Source organism: Amycolatopsis sp. NPDC051903 (assembly GCF_044452505.1).
Lineage (GTDB): Bacteria > Actinomycetota > Actinomycetes > Mycobacteriales > Pseudonocardiaceae > Amycolatopsis.
In genome coordinates, this window is record NZ_JBITBT010000018.1 from 154,234 (window position 1) to 169,303 (window position 15,070).

The window sequence follows — 15,070 nt, forward strand, 5'->3', positions numbered from 1 at the left end:
TCGATCGACGACGGGAAAGGTGCCGGAAATGGTGAAGAGAAGCAGCGGTTCGCTTCGGCGCAGAACCGCACCGGGATTCGTGGCGATCACCGTCGCGCTGGGACTCGCCGGCTGCGGTGCGGGCGAACGCGACAGCGCGGTCACGATGTCCGACCAGGCTCGTACTTCGTGTGTTTCGAATGCCGGGCGCCTGCGCGACTCGATGCTGAAGGAACCGAAGCTGAAGATGCTCGGTCCGTTCGGCATGTCGTCGGCCGCCGGCAAGTCGTTGTGGATCATCAACGCCGCGCGGGTGCCGTTCCTCCAGGGGATCTCCGACGGAGCCGCCGCGGCGGCGAAGGCGGCCGGGATGGAGGTCAAGGTCGTCTACGGCGACGGCACGACCAACTCGGCCCAAGCGGCGGTCCAGCAGGCGATCGCGCAGGGCGCCGACGGGATCGCGCTCGTGGTGGTCGACCCCACGACCATCCGGCACTGGCTGCCGCCGCGGTGCAGGAACGCATCGCGCTGCTGACGGCCGGCTGATCCGGCTTCCCAGCCCTGCTTCGTCGACCCCGTGTCCCATGTGGACACACGTCGGCGGGATCCGTACTCCCTGACCCCCTGAACTGCTCCTCGGAAGTTGTCACCTTGTGTCGCCGATCGAAATAGTTGACGCCAACTAGTTGACTCTGACTAGTCGATACTGGATAGTTGCCGTACGGACCGGAACGGACTGCGGAGGACGAGATGGCGACCCGGCGGAAGGTGTCCAACCTGCTCGGCCTGGCGGTGATGGCGTACCTGAGCCGGCAGCCGATGCACCCCTACGAGCTGGGGCGGACCCTGAAGTCGAACGGCGATGAGCGGTCCATCAAGTACAACCACGGCTCGCTCTACATGGTCGTGCAGCAGCTGGCCAAGGCGGGGTTCGTCGCCCCGCGGGAAACCGAGCGGGACGGCTCCCGGCCGGAGCGCACGGTCTACGCGCTCACCGACGCGGGCCGGGCCGAACTGCGCGACTGGCTGTGTGAGCTGATCGAGCAGCCGCAACGCGAGTACCCGAGCTTCATCACCGCGTTGTCGCTGGTCGCCGGTCTGCCGCCGAGCGAGGTCGTGCCGCGGCTGCGCATCCGGGCGGACGCGCTGGGCGAGCAGCTCGCCGAGGCGCAGGGCGTCATCGACCGCTCGCTGGCCGAGGGGGTCAGCCGGCTGTTCCTGATCGAGGAGGAGTTCCGGGTCGCGATGCTGACCACGGAGCTGGACTTCGTCCGGCGGTTCATCGAGGAAATCAACCAGCCCGACGGCTACGGCCGGATGTGGCGCGAGTTCCACGAGGAGAAGTGACATGACCGGCAAGGTGACGACGGCCCTGATCATCGGCGGCGGGATCGCGGGCCCGGTGGCCGCGATGGCCCTGCAACGGGCCGGGATCGAAGCGGCCGTCTACGAGGCTTACGCGCGGACGGCCGACGGGGTCGGCGCCGGCCTGTCGATCGCGCCCAACGGCCGGCGCGCGCTCGAGGTGCTCGGTGCCGGCCACGTGGTCGACGACATCGGCGTCCCGATGACGAGCATGGTGTTACGCAGCAGTACCGGCAAAAGATTGGCGACCTTCCCCGTCGAAGGGGCGCGCACGGTCGCGCGCGCCGAGCTGTACCGCAACGTTTACGACGAGGCCATCTCGCGCGGCATCCGGTACGAGCACGGCAAACGCCTGGTCCGCGCGGAGCAGGACGCCGACGGCGTGACCGCGCACTTCGCCGACGGCACCAGCGCCCGGGCGGACGTGCTCATCGGCGCTGACGGCATCCGCTCGACCGTGCGCACCCAGCTCGACCCGAACGCCCCGGAGCCGAGCTTCACCGGCCTCAACAGCGCCGGCGGCTGGGCCCGCGGCACCGGCCTGCCCTCCACCCACGGCGAGACGCACATGGTGTTCGGCAAGCGCGCCTTCTTCGGTTACCAGGTCTTCGACGACGGCGACGCCCTCTGGTGGATCAACCTGCCCAGCGCCGAACCCCTGACCGTCGCGCAGATGCAGCGGACGCCGAACGCCGAATGGCTGCGCCGCTTCCGCGAACTCGCGGCCGAAGACAACTCACCCGTCACGTCGATCATCGACGCCGTCACCCCGCAGGAACTGGTGCTCACCGCGGCGTCGGAATACCTCCCGCACGTTCCGACGTGGCACCGCGGCCGCATCACGCTCATCGGCGACGCGGCGCACGCCCCCTCGTCGAGCTCCGGCCAGGGCGCGTCCCTGTCCCTCGAGGACGCCGTGGAGCTGGCCCGCTGCCTGCGCGACCTCCCGACCGCGGCCGAAGCCTTCGCCGCGTTCGAATCCCTGCGCCGGCCGCGCATCGACCGCGTCATGAAAGACACCGAACGCACCAACAGCGGCAAAACGGCGAGCGCCTTCGGCCGCGTCCTGCGCGACCTGCTCTTCCCGGTGGCGATGAAGCTGTTCGCCAAACCGGAGAAGTCGGCCTGGCTGACCGGCTACGCGATCGACTGGAACGCCCCGGTCACCGCGGCACCGGTCGCCGCCTGACCGCCCGGGGGCCGGGCCTCGAACCGGGCCCCCAGGAATCCGACGCGTGGTCGATCACGCCGACCGCTCGGAGGAGTTCGGCAGTTCCTCAACGCACCGCGGGGGAGTTCAGCGCGGCAGCGCCTGGGCGAGCTGGGCGCGTGAGGTGACGCCGAGCTTGGCGAACACCTTGCGCAGGTGGTACTGCACGGTGTGGGCGCTGATGAACAGGCGGGTCGCGATCTCCGGGTTCGACAGGCCGTTGCGGGCCATGGCGGCGATCTGGGTTTCCTGGGCGGTCAGCTCGTCGAAGCGGCAGGCGTCGACGCGCTTGCGGACGGTGCTGCCCGCGGCGCGCAATTCGCGGGCAGCCCGGTCCGCGAAGGCGCCGATGCCCGTGGCCTCGAGCCGGGCGTAGGCGGTGCGCAGGTGCTCGCGCGCTTCGAGGTGCCGGCGTTCCCGGCGGAGCCATTCGCCGTACAGCAGGTGGGTGCGGGCGAGCTGGACGCGCATCCGCGTGCGGCCGAGGTGTTCGAGCGACTCGCGGTAGCGGTCCCCGGCTGCTTTTCCTTCGGCCAGCAAGGCTTCGCCGCGCACCTGAATCCCCAGAGCCCAGTCGCTGCCACAGACAGTCGTCATCGCGGCGAGACGGGCCTGAGCGTCGAGCGCGAGGTCGTGGTGGTCGCTGCGCACGGCAGCCTCGACCAGCTCGGGATACACCCAGATCAGCTGCCCGGGGTCGTGGTCGTATTCGACGGCGCGCAGCCCGGCTTCGAGCGCTTCGCCGTAGCGGCCCAGCCCGTTGCACAGCACCGCCGTGGCCCACTCGGCGAACGTGATGCCGACTCCCTCGCCGCGGTTCGTCACGTCGCCGACGGCGTCGCGGATCACGGTTCGCGCCACCGGTTCGTCGCCGCGGAACGCGGCCAGGGCCAGCGCGCCGTAGGGGGCGAGGTTGCTGCCCGTCAGCTCCTCGATGGCGCGGACCTCGTCGCTCAGCGATGCCGCGCCGACGAGGTCGCCGGAGAACAGCAGCAGGTACGAACGCGACGTCAGCGCGAGGGGGAGTTCGCTCAGTGCGCCGGTGTCCCGGGCTAGTCGGAGGTGCCGGGCCGACAGCGTGTCCCACGCGCCGTCGTCCCAGATCCGCAGCGCGACGATGCTCGCCAGGTACAGCCAGTGCAGCTCTTCCTCGACGGTCAGGCCGGCTCCGAACTCCCGCACGGCTTCACGGAGAACGGGGAGCCCGGCCGCGTAGCCGTGGTTGACGGTCGCCGCCACGCCGTCGAGCAGGAGGTCGGGCCCGCGCCGGTCGTCTCGCGACGGCGGCGCGTCGCCCGCGGCCCGCGCGACTTCCAGCAGGTCCCCGCCGCGTCCCGCGAGGCGCCCGGCGAAGATCGCGGCGAGCAGCGCGTCGAGGTAGGTCGCCCGCGACAGGCCTGGGTCGACGGATTCCAACCGCCGAGCCGCGTTCACCAGCAAGAGGGGCGCGTCGCTGCCGCGATTCGTGACGAAGGCCAGCCGCGCCCGGACGAGGTCGGCCTGCGCCTGCTGGAAGTCGTTCGCCGGCCCGGCCTCGGCGAGGACGAGCAGGTCGACGGTCGCGTCGAGCGCGCCGGCCGCCAGTTCGGCCTGAGCCGCGGACAGCGCTCGATCCACCCGTCGTTCAGGGCCGGGAGTCAGGGTGGCCGCCTGCTGCAGGAACGCGGCCGCCGCGGCGAGGCCGGCGCGGGCCTTCGCGCGATCCGCCGACTGCGCCAGTTCGGCGGCCACCTCTTCGTCGGGTCCGGGAACGGCCCGCGCGCGGTGCCAGGCGCGGCGGTCGGGGTCGGCCCGTGGGTCGGTGACTTCGGCGAGCGCGCGGTGCACGCGGAGCCGGTCGGCCGGCGGCGCGCAGTGGTAGACCGCGGAACGCGCGAGGGGGTGGCGGAACCGGATCCGCGCACCGAAGTCGGCCAGCCCCGCTTCGTGCGCCGTTGTCGCCGCGCCGGTTTCGATCCCGAGCCCGGCGACCGCGCGGTAGACGAGCGAAGGATCACCGGACGGGTCGCTCGCCGCGGTGAGCAGCACGAGCCGGGCTGGCTCGGCGAGTGCGCGGTACCGCCGGCCGAACGCCTCCTCGACGCTGCCCGGCAACGGTGTCGCGCCCGGGAGCCCGAACCCGCCGGCCAGCTCGGCCGGAGTCAGGCTGAGGGGAAGTTCGAGGAGCGCGAGCGGGTTTCCGTCGGTCTCGGCCACGAGCTGATCGCGCACCCGGGCGTCGATCGGGCCCGGGAGCACGTCGTCGAGCAACGCCCGGGCGTCGGCGGGGCGCAGGCCGTCGACGCGCAGGCGGGGCAGCGCGGCGAGGTCGCGGCCGGCCTCGCGGGTCGCGAACACCAGGCCGACGGCTTCGGCGCCCAGCCGTCGCGCGACGAAAGCGAGGATCTGCGCCGAGGTCCGGTCGAGCCACTGCTGGTCGTCGATGAGGCAGAGCAACGGCCGGTGGTCGGCGGCCGCGGAGAACAGGCTCAGCACGGCGAGGCTCACCAGCAGCCGGTCGGGCGCCGGCCCGGCGCTGATCCCGAACACCGCGCCCAGTGCCGCGCGTTGCGGTTCCGCCAGCTCGCCGAGGTGGCCGAGCAACGGTGCGCACACCTGGTGCAGCCCGGCGTACGCGACTTCCATTTCCGCCTGGACACCGCCGCCCGGCACCACTCGGCAACCCGGCGCACCGGCGAGGTGCTCCAGCAACGCGGTCTTGCCGATACCGGGTTCGCCGTGCACCACCAGGGTGCGGCTCCGGCCCGCGCGAACGTCGTTCACCAGTGCGTCGAGCACTGCGCATTCGGCGCGCCGGCCGATCAGTCCCGCTCCGCGCCGCGCACCGGACGTGTCCGACGGCATCCGCACCGGGACACGGTACCTCGCCGGATGGCTGGCCACTGGCGGATGCGGCCTGGGTGGCCCGGGAAGCAGAGTGGACCGTGCACCGATGTCGGAAGGAGCGAATCGATGGGCCTGTCCTGGCAGCAAGGGCCGCTCGCGCCGGGCTCGGCCGGGCGCTTCCTCGTCCTGGATCCGCTGCCCGAACGGATACCGTTCGCCGAGCCGCCGCTCGACCTGACTCTCGACGAGGCGCCGTGATGTCCGCGAGGGTGTTGTCGGTCAACGTCGGGATGCCGGAGGACGTGTCCTGGCGGGGCAGGACTGTCCACACGGGAGTGTGGAAGCGTCCGGTCGAGGGGCCGGCGATGGTGCGGCGGCTCAACATCGACGGGGACGGGCAGGGGGACACGGCCGGGCACGGTGGTGAGCAGCGGGCGGTGTTCGTGTACCAGCTCGGGGCGTATCGGCATTGGGAGCGGCATTTCGGCCGGGCGGGGCTGGAGTTCGGGTCGTTCGGGGAGAACTTCACGGTCGAGGGCCTGGCCGATGACGAGGTGTGCATCGGGGATCGGTATCGCATCGGTGAGGCCGAGTTCGAGGTGACGCAGCCGCGGGTGACGTGTTATCGCGTCGGTCTGCGGATGGGGGAGCCGCAGTTGCCGGCGTTGCTGGTGGCTCACCACCGGCCCGGGTTCTACTTCCGGGTGCTGTGGGAAGGGCACGTCGCGGCCGGTGATGAGATCGTGAAGACCCGCACCGGACCCGGTGCGCTGAGCGTTGCGGACACCGACGCGTTGTTGTACTTGCCCGGCAAGGACACCGGAAAGCTGCGCGTCGCGGCGGGGATTCCGGCGCTGAGCCCGGGGTGGCGGCAGTCGTTCGAAGACCTGCTGGCCGCCGGCTCCGAGCCGGCCGGGCCCGCGTGGGACGGGTTCCGGCGGCTGCGGGTCACCTCGGTGGAACCGGAGAGCGCCACGGTGTCGTCGGTCTACCTCGACGCCGAGGACGGCAGTGTGCTGCCCGCGGCGCGCCCGGGCCAGTACCTCACGGTCCGCGTCGCCGGGGCCGCTGAACCGGCGCCGGTGCGCAGTTACTCGCTCTCGTCCGAGCCGGGGTCGGACGGTTACCGGATCAGCGTCAAACGCGAGGGCGTGGCGAGCACCTTCCTCACGACCCGGGTGCCGGCCGGAGCGGAGCTGGACGTCGCGGCTCCTCGCGGCGACTTCGTGCTCCGCGACGGCACCGGCCCGGTGTTGTTGGTGTCGGCGGGCATCGGTGTCACGCCGGTGCTGGCGATGCTGTACGACCTCGCCGCGCGCGGCAGTTCACGCGAGGTGTGGTGGATCCACGGCGCGCGCGGGCCGGGGGAGCACCCGCTGGCCGACGAAGCGTCCGAACTGGTGGCCTCCCTGCGACAGGGCTGCTCACACGTGTTCTACAGCCGCGCGACGGAGGCCGAACGCGGGCTGGTCGGTGCCCGCGAGGGACGGCTCACGAAGGACGCGCTGGCCGAGCTCGCCATCCCGGCCGACGCGACCGCCTACGTCTGTGGGCCGGCCCCGTTCATGAGCGACATGACCGCCGCGCTGACCGCGGCCGGGCTCGACGCCGCCCGCATCCACACCGAACTGTTCACCGCCCTTGACGCCATCAACCCCGGGCTGGTCGGACAGGCCACCCGCCCGCCGCACCCGCCGGCCGGACCGCCCGGCACCGGACCGGTCGTGACCTTCGCCCGCAGCGGCGTCGCCGCCCCGTTCCCCGGCGGCAGCCTGCTGGACTTCGCCGAAGCCTGCGACGTGCCCGCCCGCTGGAGCTGCCGCACCGGCGTCTGCCAGACCTGCCTCACCCCTGTGCTCTCGGGCGCCGTCGACTACGCGCCGGCACCGCTGGAGCCACCGGCCGCGGGCCAGGCGCTGCTGTGCTGCTCCACCCCGCGCGCCGACCTCGTCCTGGACATGTGAAAGCCCCGGCGCGAGCAGGATTCGTTGCACCGACGAGGCTTCCGGACAGCTCACGACGTCCCCAGCGTCTCCCGCACGTCGCCGCACACCTGCTGCAGGAGGGCGGCGATGCGGTCGATGTCGGTGACGGCGAAGCGGGCCGTGGGCACGGCGACGACGAGTGCGGCGTGCTGGGTGTCGACGTGCCCGATGGAGGCGCCGATCGCGGTGACGCCCGGCTCGCTCTCGTCGTGGTTGACGCCGAAGTGCTTGCGGCGCACGGCGCCGAGCGACTTGCGCAAGGCGGCGACGTTGTGGATCTTCTCGCCCGGCCACGGCGTCAGCCCGTCGGCGTGCAGCGCCGCGAGCTCCGCCGGTTCGAGTTCGGCGAGCATCGCCTTGCCGCCGGAGGTGCAGTACGCCGGCATCCGCGCCCCGGTGCGCAGGCCCACCCGCAACGGCCGGCGGCTTTCGATCCCGTCGACGAACCGGACGTCGGGCCCGCTGCGGACCATGAGGTGCACGGTCTCGCCGACCTGCTCGTAGAGCCGCTCCAGGTACGGGCGGACGCGATCGGTCAGCGGTGGCGCGGCACCGGCGGCCAACCGGGTCAGCTCCGGGCCGGGGCTGTACTTGCGCTTGTCGCTGCGGACGGCGAAACCCCGGTGGCACAACGTCGACAGCAGCCGGTGCGCGGTCGAGGCCGCCACGTCCAGTTCCCGGGCCGCGTCGGTCACCGTCACCTGGCGCCGCTCCGCGAGCAGGGTCAGCAACGTCAGCGCCCGGTCCACCGTCTCGATGCGGTAGGCGTCGTTATTCCGCTCCACAGAAAAACCGTACGTCGACTTTGCCTTCAGCGGAAGTTTCTCTTTAGGCTCGCCCGGGAGCGCAGCTGACCCCGGGAGGAACCATGACGCCGGAGACGGACCAGGCGGTCGAGCACGGCACCGTCGTGAACGAGATGGGCCAGGACGACAGCCCTGAGCTGGCCGGGCTGTACGAGGATTTCGAGTCCGCTCATCTCATTCCGTTGTGGACGCAGATCGACGACCTGATGCCGATGCACCCCCGGCCGAAGGCGGTCCCGCACGTGTGGCGTTGGTCGGCGCTGTACCCGCTGGCGCAGCGGGCGGGGGATCTGGTGCCGGTCGGGCGGGGTGGCGAGCGGCGGGCGATCGCGCTGGCGAACCCCGGGTTGCCCGGCCGTGCCTACACCACGCCGACCTTGTGGACGGCCATCCAGTACCTCGGTCCGAAGGAGACCGCGCCCGAGCACCGGCATTCGCAGAACGCGTTCCGGTTCGTGGTGGAGGGTGAGGGGGTCTGGACGGTCGTCGACGGGGACCCGGTCCGGATGTCGCGCGGCGACTTCCTGCTCACCCCCGGCTGGCACTTCCACGGGCACCACAACGAAACCGACCAGCCGATGGCGTGGATCGACGGGCTGGACATCCCGTTCTCCCACTACGCCGACGTCGGGTTCTTCGAGTTCGGCTCGGACCGGGTGACCGACGACGCCACGCCGAACTTTTCGCGCAGCGAGCGGCTCTGGGGTCATCCCGGTCTGCGGCCGCTGTCGGGCCTGCAGAACACCGTCTCCTCACCGATCGGCGCCTACCGGTGGGAACACACCGACGCCGCCCTGACCGAGCAGCTGCTGCTCGAGGACGAGGGCCGGCCGGCCACCGTCGAGCAGGGCCACGCCGCCGTGCGCTACGTCAACCCGACGACCGGTGGCGACGTGATGCCGACCATCCGCGCGGAGTTCCACCGGCTGCGCGCCGGTACGGCGACTCCGGCGCGGCGCGAGGTCGGCTCCTGCGTGTTCCAGGTCTTCGAGGGCCGTGGCCACGTGGTGCTCGAGGGCACCGAGCACAGCCTGGACAAGGGCGACCTGTTCGTCGTGCCGTCCTGGGTTTCGTGGTCGCTGCGGGCGGAGACGCCGTTCGACCTGTTCCGCTTCTCGGACGCTCCGATCATGGAGCGTCTGCACTTCAACCGGACCCACCTCGAAGGAGCACCCCAGTGAAGCTGGCGACCATCCGCCTCGGCGGGACGACCACGGCCGTGCGGGTCGAGGGCGGTACGGCGATCGAGACCGGCTTCGCCGACGTCGGCGCGCTCCTGCGCGAGGGTGGGCTCGAGGCCGCCGCGGCCGCCGACGGTGCCCGGCACGAGCTCGCCGGCGCCGACCTGGCGCCGGTGGTGCCGGGCCCGGGCAAGATCGTGTGCGTGGGGCTGAACTACCGCAACCACATCCTGGAGATGGGCCGCGAGTTGCCCGAGTTCCCGACGTTGTTCGCCAAGTACCCCGAGGCGTTGATCGGGCCGCGCGACGAGATCCGGTTGCCGCCCGAGTCGGATGCGGTGGACTGGGAGGGCGAACTCGCCGTCGTCATCGGCTCGCGCGTGCGCCGCGCGTCGGCCGAGGAGGCGCGGGCGGCGATCGCCGGGTATTCGGTGCTCAACGACGTCACCATGCGCGACTACCAGTACCGCACGGCGCAGTGGTTCCAGGGCAAGACGTGGGAGAACAGCACGCCGCTGGGTCCGGTGCTGGTCACCCCGGACGAGCTGCCCGCCGACGCGCAGCTGGTGACTTCCCTCGACGGCGAGGAACTGCAGCGCACCCCCGTGGACGACCTCGTGTTCGGCGCCGTGGAGCTGGTGCGCTACATCTCGACGATCGTCACGCTGCAGCCCGGCGACGTCATCGCGACGGGCACCCCCGGCGGGGTGGGCCACGCGCGGAAACCACCGCGGTACCTCGCGCCGGGGCAGACGCTGACCACCCGCGTCGACGGGATCGGCGAGCTGGTCAACGCGGTGGCAGAGGAGAAGGTGGCCGGCGCGGCATGAGCGTCACCCCGGAGGAAGCGGCGCGGGCGGCCCTGCGGGAACGGCAGGGCCCGGGCGCGCGGTACGACTCACCCCACGCGCCCGGCCGGGAGCTGCGCTGGGCCCGCCGGGGGACCGCCTACTTCGCCCGCAAGCTCGGCGAGCTCTCCGACGCCGAGCTCGACCGGCCGAGCCTGCTGCCGGGCTGGTCCCGGCGGCACGTGATCGCCCACGTCGGCTACAACGCCCGCGCCCTGACCCGGCTGCTGGCGTGGGCGCGCAGCGGCGTCGAGACCCCGATGTACTCCTCGCCGCGGCAACGGGCAGCCGAGATCGAAGCCGGTGCCACCCTGCCGGCCCGGGCGTTGCGCAGCCTCTTCGCCCACGCCGCGACCCACCTCGACGTCGAGTGGCGCGACCTGCCCGACACCGCCTGGGACGCCGAAATCCGCACGGCACAAGGAAGACTGGTGCCCGCGCGCGAGACCGCGTGGATGCGCACCCGCGAGGTCTGGCTGCACGCCCTCGACCTCGACCACGGCGGCAGCCCCCGCGACTTCCCGCCCGAACTGCTCGACGCGGTGCTGGCCGACGTGCTGGGGGCCTGGCAGCGGCGGCAGGAACCGGTGCACCTGGTCCTCGCCGCACCCGGCCGCCAGCCCCTCACCATCGGCGACGGCGGACCCGTGGTGTCGGGTGCCGTCCCCGAACTCGTCCGCTGGCTGACGGGCCGGGGGAGCGCCGGGGTGAGTGCGGACAGCGCCTTGCCCGCCCTTCCCCGCTGGTTTTGACCGGCGGCTACTCCGGCTCGTTCGCGCTGTCACCCTCCATCGCCCGCCGGAGGGTGCTCAGCGCGGCCAGCGCCGACGCGATGTCCTCCTCGCTCAGCGACTCCAGCGAGCAGAACGACGTCGAGATCCGGCGCATGGCGTCGTCGGCGACCTCCCGGCCGCGGGGCAGCAGCCGGATGAGCACGCCGCGCAGCTGTGCGGGATCGGCCACGCGCTCGACCATGCCGAGATCCGCGAGCCGGTCCACCTGTTTGCTCACCGCGCCGGAGGTGACCAGCAGCTGCCGGAACAACGTCGTCGGACTCAGGGCGTACGCCGGACCGGAACGGCGCAGCGCCAGCAGAATCCGTAAATCGCCCGTGCCCATCCCGTAGCTCCGGCTGATCGCGCTGAAGCCCCGGTCGACGTGCAGCGCGAGCCGTTGCAGTGTCCCGGCGACCAGGAACGGGCCCAGGTCGAGGTCGGGCAGTTCCCGGGCCCACCGGCGCGCCAGGTCGTCGACGGATGGCCCCGGCTCGGCCTGGGGCAGCGAGCTGGTGGCAGGCGTGGTGGGGGGCGTCGTGGACAAGCCGGCACCTTTCCGTTGTTTGACCGCGTTCCCATCCTAGGTTACCTTCCTTGGAAGCTTACTTCCACGGAAGTCTGCTGGTCGGACTCGTTCGCGCGACAAAGGAGTCCTGATGACGACCAAGAACATCTCCCTCACCGGCGAAGCGTTGCCGATCGCGTCTGTCGACAACGCGCTGCGGACGCTGACACTGCTCGGGGAGAAGCAGAACCTGCGGGTCATGGACGTGGCGGCCTATCTGGGCGTCGCACGGTCGACCGCGCACCGGCTGCTGACGGCCATGCTGCAGCGGGGGTTCGTCGTGCAGGACGCGCGCAAGATCTACCGGCCCGGCCCCGCTTTCACCCGGCTCGGCCGGCCCGGCGTGGTCCGGCCCGGGCTGACGGAGCTCGTCCGGCCCAGCCTGGTCGAGCTCAGTGAACGCGTCGGAGAGACGTGCCACCTCGGGGTGCTCGAGGGCAACGGAACGCGGTTCGTCGACTGCGCCAAGGCCCCCGGGTCGCACCGGGTCGGCTCCCGCGTGGGCATGTTGATGCCGGCGCACAGCAATTCGATCGGCCGGGCGCTGCTCGCCGAGCTGTCACCGGCCGCGTTCCAGGCGCTCTATCCGCGAGGGCTCCCCGCGCCGCGCGGCTCCGAGATCGCGCGCAGGGCAGACCTCCAGCGCGCGCTGGCCGTCGTGCGCCAGCAGGGTTACGCCCTCAACTTCGAGGAGAGCGGCCCCGGGATCGTGGCCGTGGGGACGTGCGTTCGCGACGACGCGGGTCAAGCGGTGGCGGGGATCGCCGTCGCGTGTGCGTCGAGCGGGTGGACGGCGCACCGGCTTCCGTCGTTCGTCGAAGCGCTGTCGCTGGCAGCCGAGCGGGTTCGGCGCGAATGGGGTGCCGCTCGGAGCGAGCCGGTTCCCGGCGCCGTTGCCGGGTGAACCGGACCCGGTGGGACCGGCACTCGCCGGCCCGACCGGTGTTCGTCAGCGCGCTCGCAACGCTTCGTGCGAGTAGCCGGCGACGTCGCGGTAGCGGTTGAGCACCGCGGCGAGATCGTCGGTGCTGATCACGTCTTCGATGCGGTCGAACGGTTGGTCCCCGGTCCGTTCGTAGACCTCGCGCAGGATCGCGTCCGGCGGGTTGGTGCGGTTGAGGCGGACGACTTCGCCGGTCGCTTCGCGTCGTTCGGTGTCGTAGGCGGCCAGGGCCCGCACCGGGTCGTCGATCTCGACGAGCCGGTCGGTGAGCGCGCGGGTGTCGAGGATGGCCTGGCCGGCGCCGTTGGATCCCCGGGGAACCATGGGGTGGGCCGCGTCGCCGAGCAGGGTGACGCGACCGAAGCTCCAGCGCTCGAGCGGTTCCTGGTCGACCATGGGGTATTCGAGGACGCGGTCGGCGCCGCGGATCAGCTCGGGCACGTCGAGCCAATCGAAGCGCCAGCCGGCGAACGGCGCGAGCACGTCGTCCAGCGCCCCTTCGCGGTTCCAGTCGCGGTCGCTGCGCTGCGGGGTCTCGAGTTCGGCCACCCAGTTGACGAGCTGCCGGCCGCTGCCGTCGACGTTGTCGCGGATCGGGTAGACGACCATCTTGCCGGTGGCGAGCCAGCCGGCGCGGACCATGCTGGCACCGCTGAGGAAGGGCTCCGACAGAGTGGTTCCGCGCCACATCGTGTAGCCGGAGTACCGCAGGCCCTCCTCGCCGGGGTGCAGCTGCTTGCGGACGACCGAGTGCACGCCGTCGCAGCCGATCAGCACGTCGGCGCGGGTGCGGGTGGTCCCGGCGGGAGTCTCTACGGCGGCGGTGACCCCGTGGCCGTCCTGCTCGAAGCCGGTCAGGCGGTGGCCGAGGGCGATCGCGTCGGGCCCGAGCCGATCGCGGACGGCGTCGGCCAGCAGCAGCTGCAGATCACCGCGGTGGATGGAGTACTGGGGCCAGCCGTAGCCCGCTGACGTGCCGGCGGGCTCGGCGTAGATGAGCTGGCCGAACCGGTTGTAGAACACGGATTCGCGGGTCCGCACGCCCGCGGCGTCCAGAGCGGGACCGAGGCCGAGCCGGTGCAGCTCCCGCGCCGCGTGCGGCAGGATGTTGATGCCGACGCCCAGCGGGGCGAGCTGCGGTGCCGCTTCGAGAACGCGGCACGGGATGCCGGCCCGGTGCAGTTGCAGGGCCAGGGTCAGCCCGCCGATGCCGGCGCCGGCCAGCAGGACGTCAGGGCGGTTCTGCACGGGTGTTCTCCTCGGATGAGGCCGGTCAGGCCGGCGTGATGCGGACGGGCAGGGACGCCCAGCCGCGCAAGGTGTTGTTGAGCAGGCGTTCGGGTTCGCCGTCGAGCTCCACGGCGGCGACCCGGGTGGCGAAGGTGGTGAGCAGGACGTCCGCTTCGAGACGCGCGATGGGCGCGCCGACGCACTGGTGGATGCCACGGCCGAACCCGACGTGACCGCCGGCGTTGCGGGTGAGGTCGAAGTCGCCGGCGGTGTCACCCCAGCGTTCGGGGTCGCGGTTGGCGGCGCCGAGGACGAGCATCATCTTCTGTCCTTCGTGGACGCGAATGCCGCCGATCTCCGTGTCGCGGGCCGGGGTGCGGAAGATCTGGCGGACCGTGGTGTCCACGCGCAGGGCTTCGTCGAACGCGAACTTTCCGCGACTGGGCCGGGCCCGCAGCAGCGCCCACTGGTCCGGGTGGTGCACGAGCAGGGCGAGGGTGTTGGCCAGGCTGTGGATCGTGGTGTCGACGCCCGCACCCACCAGTGATCGCACGAGGTTCGGGGCCTGGGCCTCGGTCAGCTCGCCGCGGTCGACGGCGGCCCAGATCAGCGCGCCGAAGCTGTCGGGCGAGACGTTCTCTCGCAGGCAGCTGTCCCGCACCCAGCCGATCGCCGCGTCGACGTCGCCGAGGTCGCCGAGGACCCGGCGGGCACGTGGAGTGCGCGGGCCCATCGATTCGAACAGGAACACGCTGTAGCGCAACAGGTTGCCGCGACCTTCGTGCGGTGCTCCCATGACGGCGTCGGGCACCACCTTCACCGGGAACGCCTCGGCGAACTCCGTCTGCGCGTCGAAGCTCCGCAGGTCGAGCAGCCGGTCGACGAGCTCGTCGGCGGCCCGCTGGAACTGCTGCCGCAGCTTGCGCACGTGGCGGGGCGAGATGACCTCGGACATCACGGTGCGGATCGCGGTGTGGCCGGGCGGGTCGTTCTCCTGCAACAGCCCGGGTTCGCGGAACGGTTCGTCGCGGGCGAGATCGAGCACGCCGCCGCCGCGGCTGTTGACGAACAGCTCGGGGTCGTCGAACACGGCGCGGACGTCGCTGTCGCGGCCGAGCGCGACCAGGTCGAGGCCTTCGCTCTGCCGGACCCGGACGACCGGTCCGGCGGCGCGCAGCGCGCGGTGGAATCCGGCCGGATCACGCAGGACGTCGTCGGAGTAGGGGTCGAGGTCGAGCGAGGGGAGGGTGGCAGGCATGGCGTGTCCTACCTTCTTTGTTGGGTCTGAACTGGTCATTCGTAGGATCGGTGGGCCCTGGGGCTCCGGGTATGGCTTGCATGGCGTCGCCGTTGGCA

14 protein-coding genes are annotated in these 15,070 nt (G+C 72.0%); 9 read left to right on the plus strand and 5 right to left on the minus strand.

Annotated features, from left to right (window positions below; genetic code table 11):
• The first annotated feature begins 28 nt into the window (after positions 1 to 28).
• From ACIA77_RS30985 to ACIA77_RS30995, 3 genes are all read left to right on the plus strand, one after another.
• Complete coding sequence (locus ACIA77_RS30985; RefSeq protein ID WP_395889546.1) at positions 29 to 514, plus strand: substrate-binding domain-containing protein; 486 nt, start codon at positions 29 to 31, stop codon at positions 512 to 514.
• A gap of 215 nt (positions 515 to 729) precedes the next feature.
• The gene (locus ACIA77_RS30990; protein WP_395889547.1) at positions 730 to 1,326 is read left to right on the plus strand and encodes a PadR family transcriptional regulator; all 597 of its coding nucleotides are present in this window, start codon (positions 730 to 732) and stop codon (positions 1,324 to 1,326) included.
• A gap of 1 nt (position 1,327) precedes the next feature.
• Positions 1,328 to 2,533: an FAD-dependent oxidoreductase gene (locus ACIA77_RS30995; RefSeq protein WP_395889548.1), complete on the plus strand. Its 1,206-nt coding sequence runs from the start codon at positions 1,328 to 1,330 to the stop codon at positions 2,531 to 2,533.
• Between the two features lie 108 nt (positions 2,534 to 2,641).
• On the opposite strand, the gene ACIA77_RS31000 is transcribed toward ACIA77_RS30995, so the two are convergent.
• The gene (locus tag ACIA77_RS31000; RefSeq protein WP_395889559.1) at positions 2,642 to 5,398 is read right to left on the minus strand and encodes an AAA family ATPase; all 2,757 of its coding nucleotides are present in this window, start codon (positions 5,396 to 5,398) and stop codon (positions 2,642 to 2,644) included.
• A gap of 108 nt (positions 5,399 to 5,506) precedes the next feature.
• Here ACIA77_RS31000 and ACIA77_RS31005 point away from each other — a divergent pair, with 108 nt between their 5' ends.
• Both ACIA77_RS31005 and ACIA77_RS31010 read left to right on the plus strand, forming a co-directional pair.
• The gene (locus ACIA77_RS31005; RefSeq protein ID WP_395889549.1) at positions 5,507 to 5,638 is read left to right on the plus strand and encodes a hypothetical protein; all 132 of its coding nucleotides are present in this window, start codon (positions 5,507 to 5,509) and stop codon (positions 5,636 to 5,638) included.
• Positions 5,638 to 7,344 carry an MOSC domain-containing protein gene (locus ACIA77_RS31010; RefSeq protein ID WP_395889550.1) on the plus strand — a complete coding sequence of 569 codons (1,707 nt, stop codon included), beginning with the start codon at positions 5,638 to 5,640 and terminating at the stop codon, positions 7,342 to 7,344. The genes ACIA77_RS31005 and ACIA77_RS31010 overlap by 1 nt, the downstream gene beginning before the upstream one ends.
• A 50-nt stretch (positions 7,345 to 7,394) precedes the next feature.
• Here ACIA77_RS31010 and ACIA77_RS31015 read toward each other — a convergent pair whose 3' ends face one another.
• The gene (locus tag ACIA77_RS31015; RefSeq protein ID WP_395889551.1) at positions 7,395 to 8,150 is read right to left on the minus strand and encodes an IclR family transcriptional regulator; all 756 of its coding nucleotides are present in this window, start codon (positions 8,148 to 8,150) and stop codon (positions 7,395 to 7,397) included.
• An 83-nt stretch (positions 8,151 to 8,233) separates the two neighbouring features.
• Between ACIA77_RS31015 and ACIA77_RS31020 the strand changes: the two genes are divergently transcribed.
• The 3 genes from ACIA77_RS31020 to ACIA77_RS31030 are packed head-to-tail and all read left to right on the plus strand — an operon-like array spanning position 8,234 to position 10,952.
• On the plus strand, positions 8,234 to 9,352 hold the full coding sequence (locus tag ACIA77_RS31020) for a cupin domain-containing protein (protein ID WP_395889552.1): 1,119 nt from the start codon (positions 8,234 to 8,236) through the stop codon (positions 9,350 to 9,352).
• Positions 9,349 to 10,182 carry a fumarylacetoacetate hydrolase family protein gene (locus tag ACIA77_RS31025; RefSeq protein WP_395889553.1) on the plus strand — a complete coding sequence of 278 codons (834 nt, stop codon included), beginning with the start codon at positions 9,349 to 9,351 and terminating at the stop codon, positions 10,180 to 10,182. Before ACIA77_RS31020 ends, ACIA77_RS31025 begins: the two co-directional genes overlap by 4 nt.
• Positions 10,179 to 10,952 (plus strand): maleylpyruvate isomerase family mycothiol-dependent enzyme, encoded by a 774-nt coding sequence (locus ACIA77_RS31030; protein WP_395889554.1) that lies wholly within the window; start codon positions 10,179 to 10,181, stop codon positions 10,950 to 10,952. Before ACIA77_RS31025 ends, ACIA77_RS31030 begins: the two co-directional genes overlap by 4 nt.
• A gap of 7 nt (positions 10,953 to 10,959) precedes the next feature.
• On the opposite strand, the gene ACIA77_RS31035 is transcribed toward ACIA77_RS31030, so the two are convergent.
• Positions 10,960 to 11,520, minus strand: a complete 561-nt coding sequence (locus tag ACIA77_RS31035) for a MarR family winged helix-turn-helix transcriptional regulator (RefSeq protein ID WP_395889555.1) — start codon at positions 11,518 to 11,520, stop codon at positions 10,960 to 10,962.
• Positions 11,521 to 11,632: 112 nt separating this feature from the next.
• Here ACIA77_RS31035 and ACIA77_RS31040 point away from each other — a divergent pair, with 112 nt between their 5' ends.
• Positions 11,633 to 12,445, plus strand: a complete 813-nt coding sequence (locus ACIA77_RS31040; protein ID WP_395889556.1) for an IclR family transcriptional regulator — start codon at positions 11,633 to 11,635, stop codon at positions 12,443 to 12,445.
• Between the two features lie 45 nt (positions 12,446 to 12,490).
• Here the strand turns inward: ACIA77_RS31040 and ACIA77_RS31045 are convergent, their stop codons facing one another.
• Positions 12,491 to 13,732 (minus strand): flavin-dependent oxidoreductase, encoded by a 1,242-nt coding sequence (locus ACIA77_RS31045; protein WP_395889557.1) that lies wholly within the window; start codon positions 13,730 to 13,732, stop codon positions 12,491 to 12,493.
• Between the two features lie 25 nt (positions 13,733 to 13,757).
• On the minus strand, positions 13,758 to 14,972 hold the full coding sequence (locus tag ACIA77_RS31050) for a cytochrome P450 (protein ID WP_395889558.1): 1,215 nt from the start codon (positions 14,970 to 14,972) through the stop codon (positions 13,758 to 13,760).
• Between the last annotated feature and the right edge of the window lie 98 nt (positions 14,973 to 15,070).

What these genes read in the sequence shown, in the direction of transcription:
- ACIA77_RS30985 (WP_395889546.1), top strand. Translation starts at nt 29, where the DNA reads ATGGTGAAGAGAAGCAGCGGTTCGCTTCGGCGCAGAACCGCACCGGGA.
- ACIA77_RS30990 (WP_395889547.1), top strand. Translation starts at nt 730, where the DNA reads ATGGCGACCCGGCGGAAGGTGTCCAACCTGCTCGGCCTGGCGGTGATG.
- ACIA77_RS30995 (WP_395889548.1), top strand. Translation starts at nt 1,328, where the DNA reads ATGACCGGCAAGGTGACGACGGCCCTGATCATCGGCGGCGGGATCGCG.
- ACIA77_RS31000 (WP_395889559.1), bottom strand. Translation starts at nt 5,398, where the DNA reads ATGCCGTCGGACACGTCCGGTGCGCGGCGCGGAGCGGGACTGATCGGC.
- ACIA77_RS31005 (WP_395889549.1), top strand. Translation starts at nt 5,507, where the DNA reads ATGGGCCTGTCCTGGCAGCAAGGGCCGCTCGCGCCGGGCTCGGCCGGG.
- ACIA77_RS31010 (WP_395889550.1), top strand. Translation starts at nt 5,638, where the DNA reads ATGTCCGCGAGGGTGTTGTCGGTCAACGTCGGGATGCCGGAGGACGTG.
- ACIA77_RS31020 (WP_395889552.1), top strand. Translation starts at nt 8,234, where the DNA reads ATGACGCCGGAGACGGACCAGGCGGTCGAGCACGGCACCGTCGTGAAC.
- ACIA77_RS31030 (WP_395889554.1), top strand. Translation starts at nt 10,179, where the DNA reads ATGAGCGTCACCCCGGAGGAAGCGGCGCGGGCGGCCCTGCGGGAACGG.
- ACIA77_RS31040 (WP_395889556.1), top strand. Translation starts at nt 11,633, where the DNA reads ATGACGACCAAGAACATCTCCCTCACCGGCGAAGCGTTGCCGATCGCG.
- ACIA77_RS31050 (WP_395889558.1), bottom strand. Translation starts at nt 14,972, where the DNA reads ATGCCTGCCACCCTCCCCTCGCTCGACCTCGACCCCTACTCCGACGAC.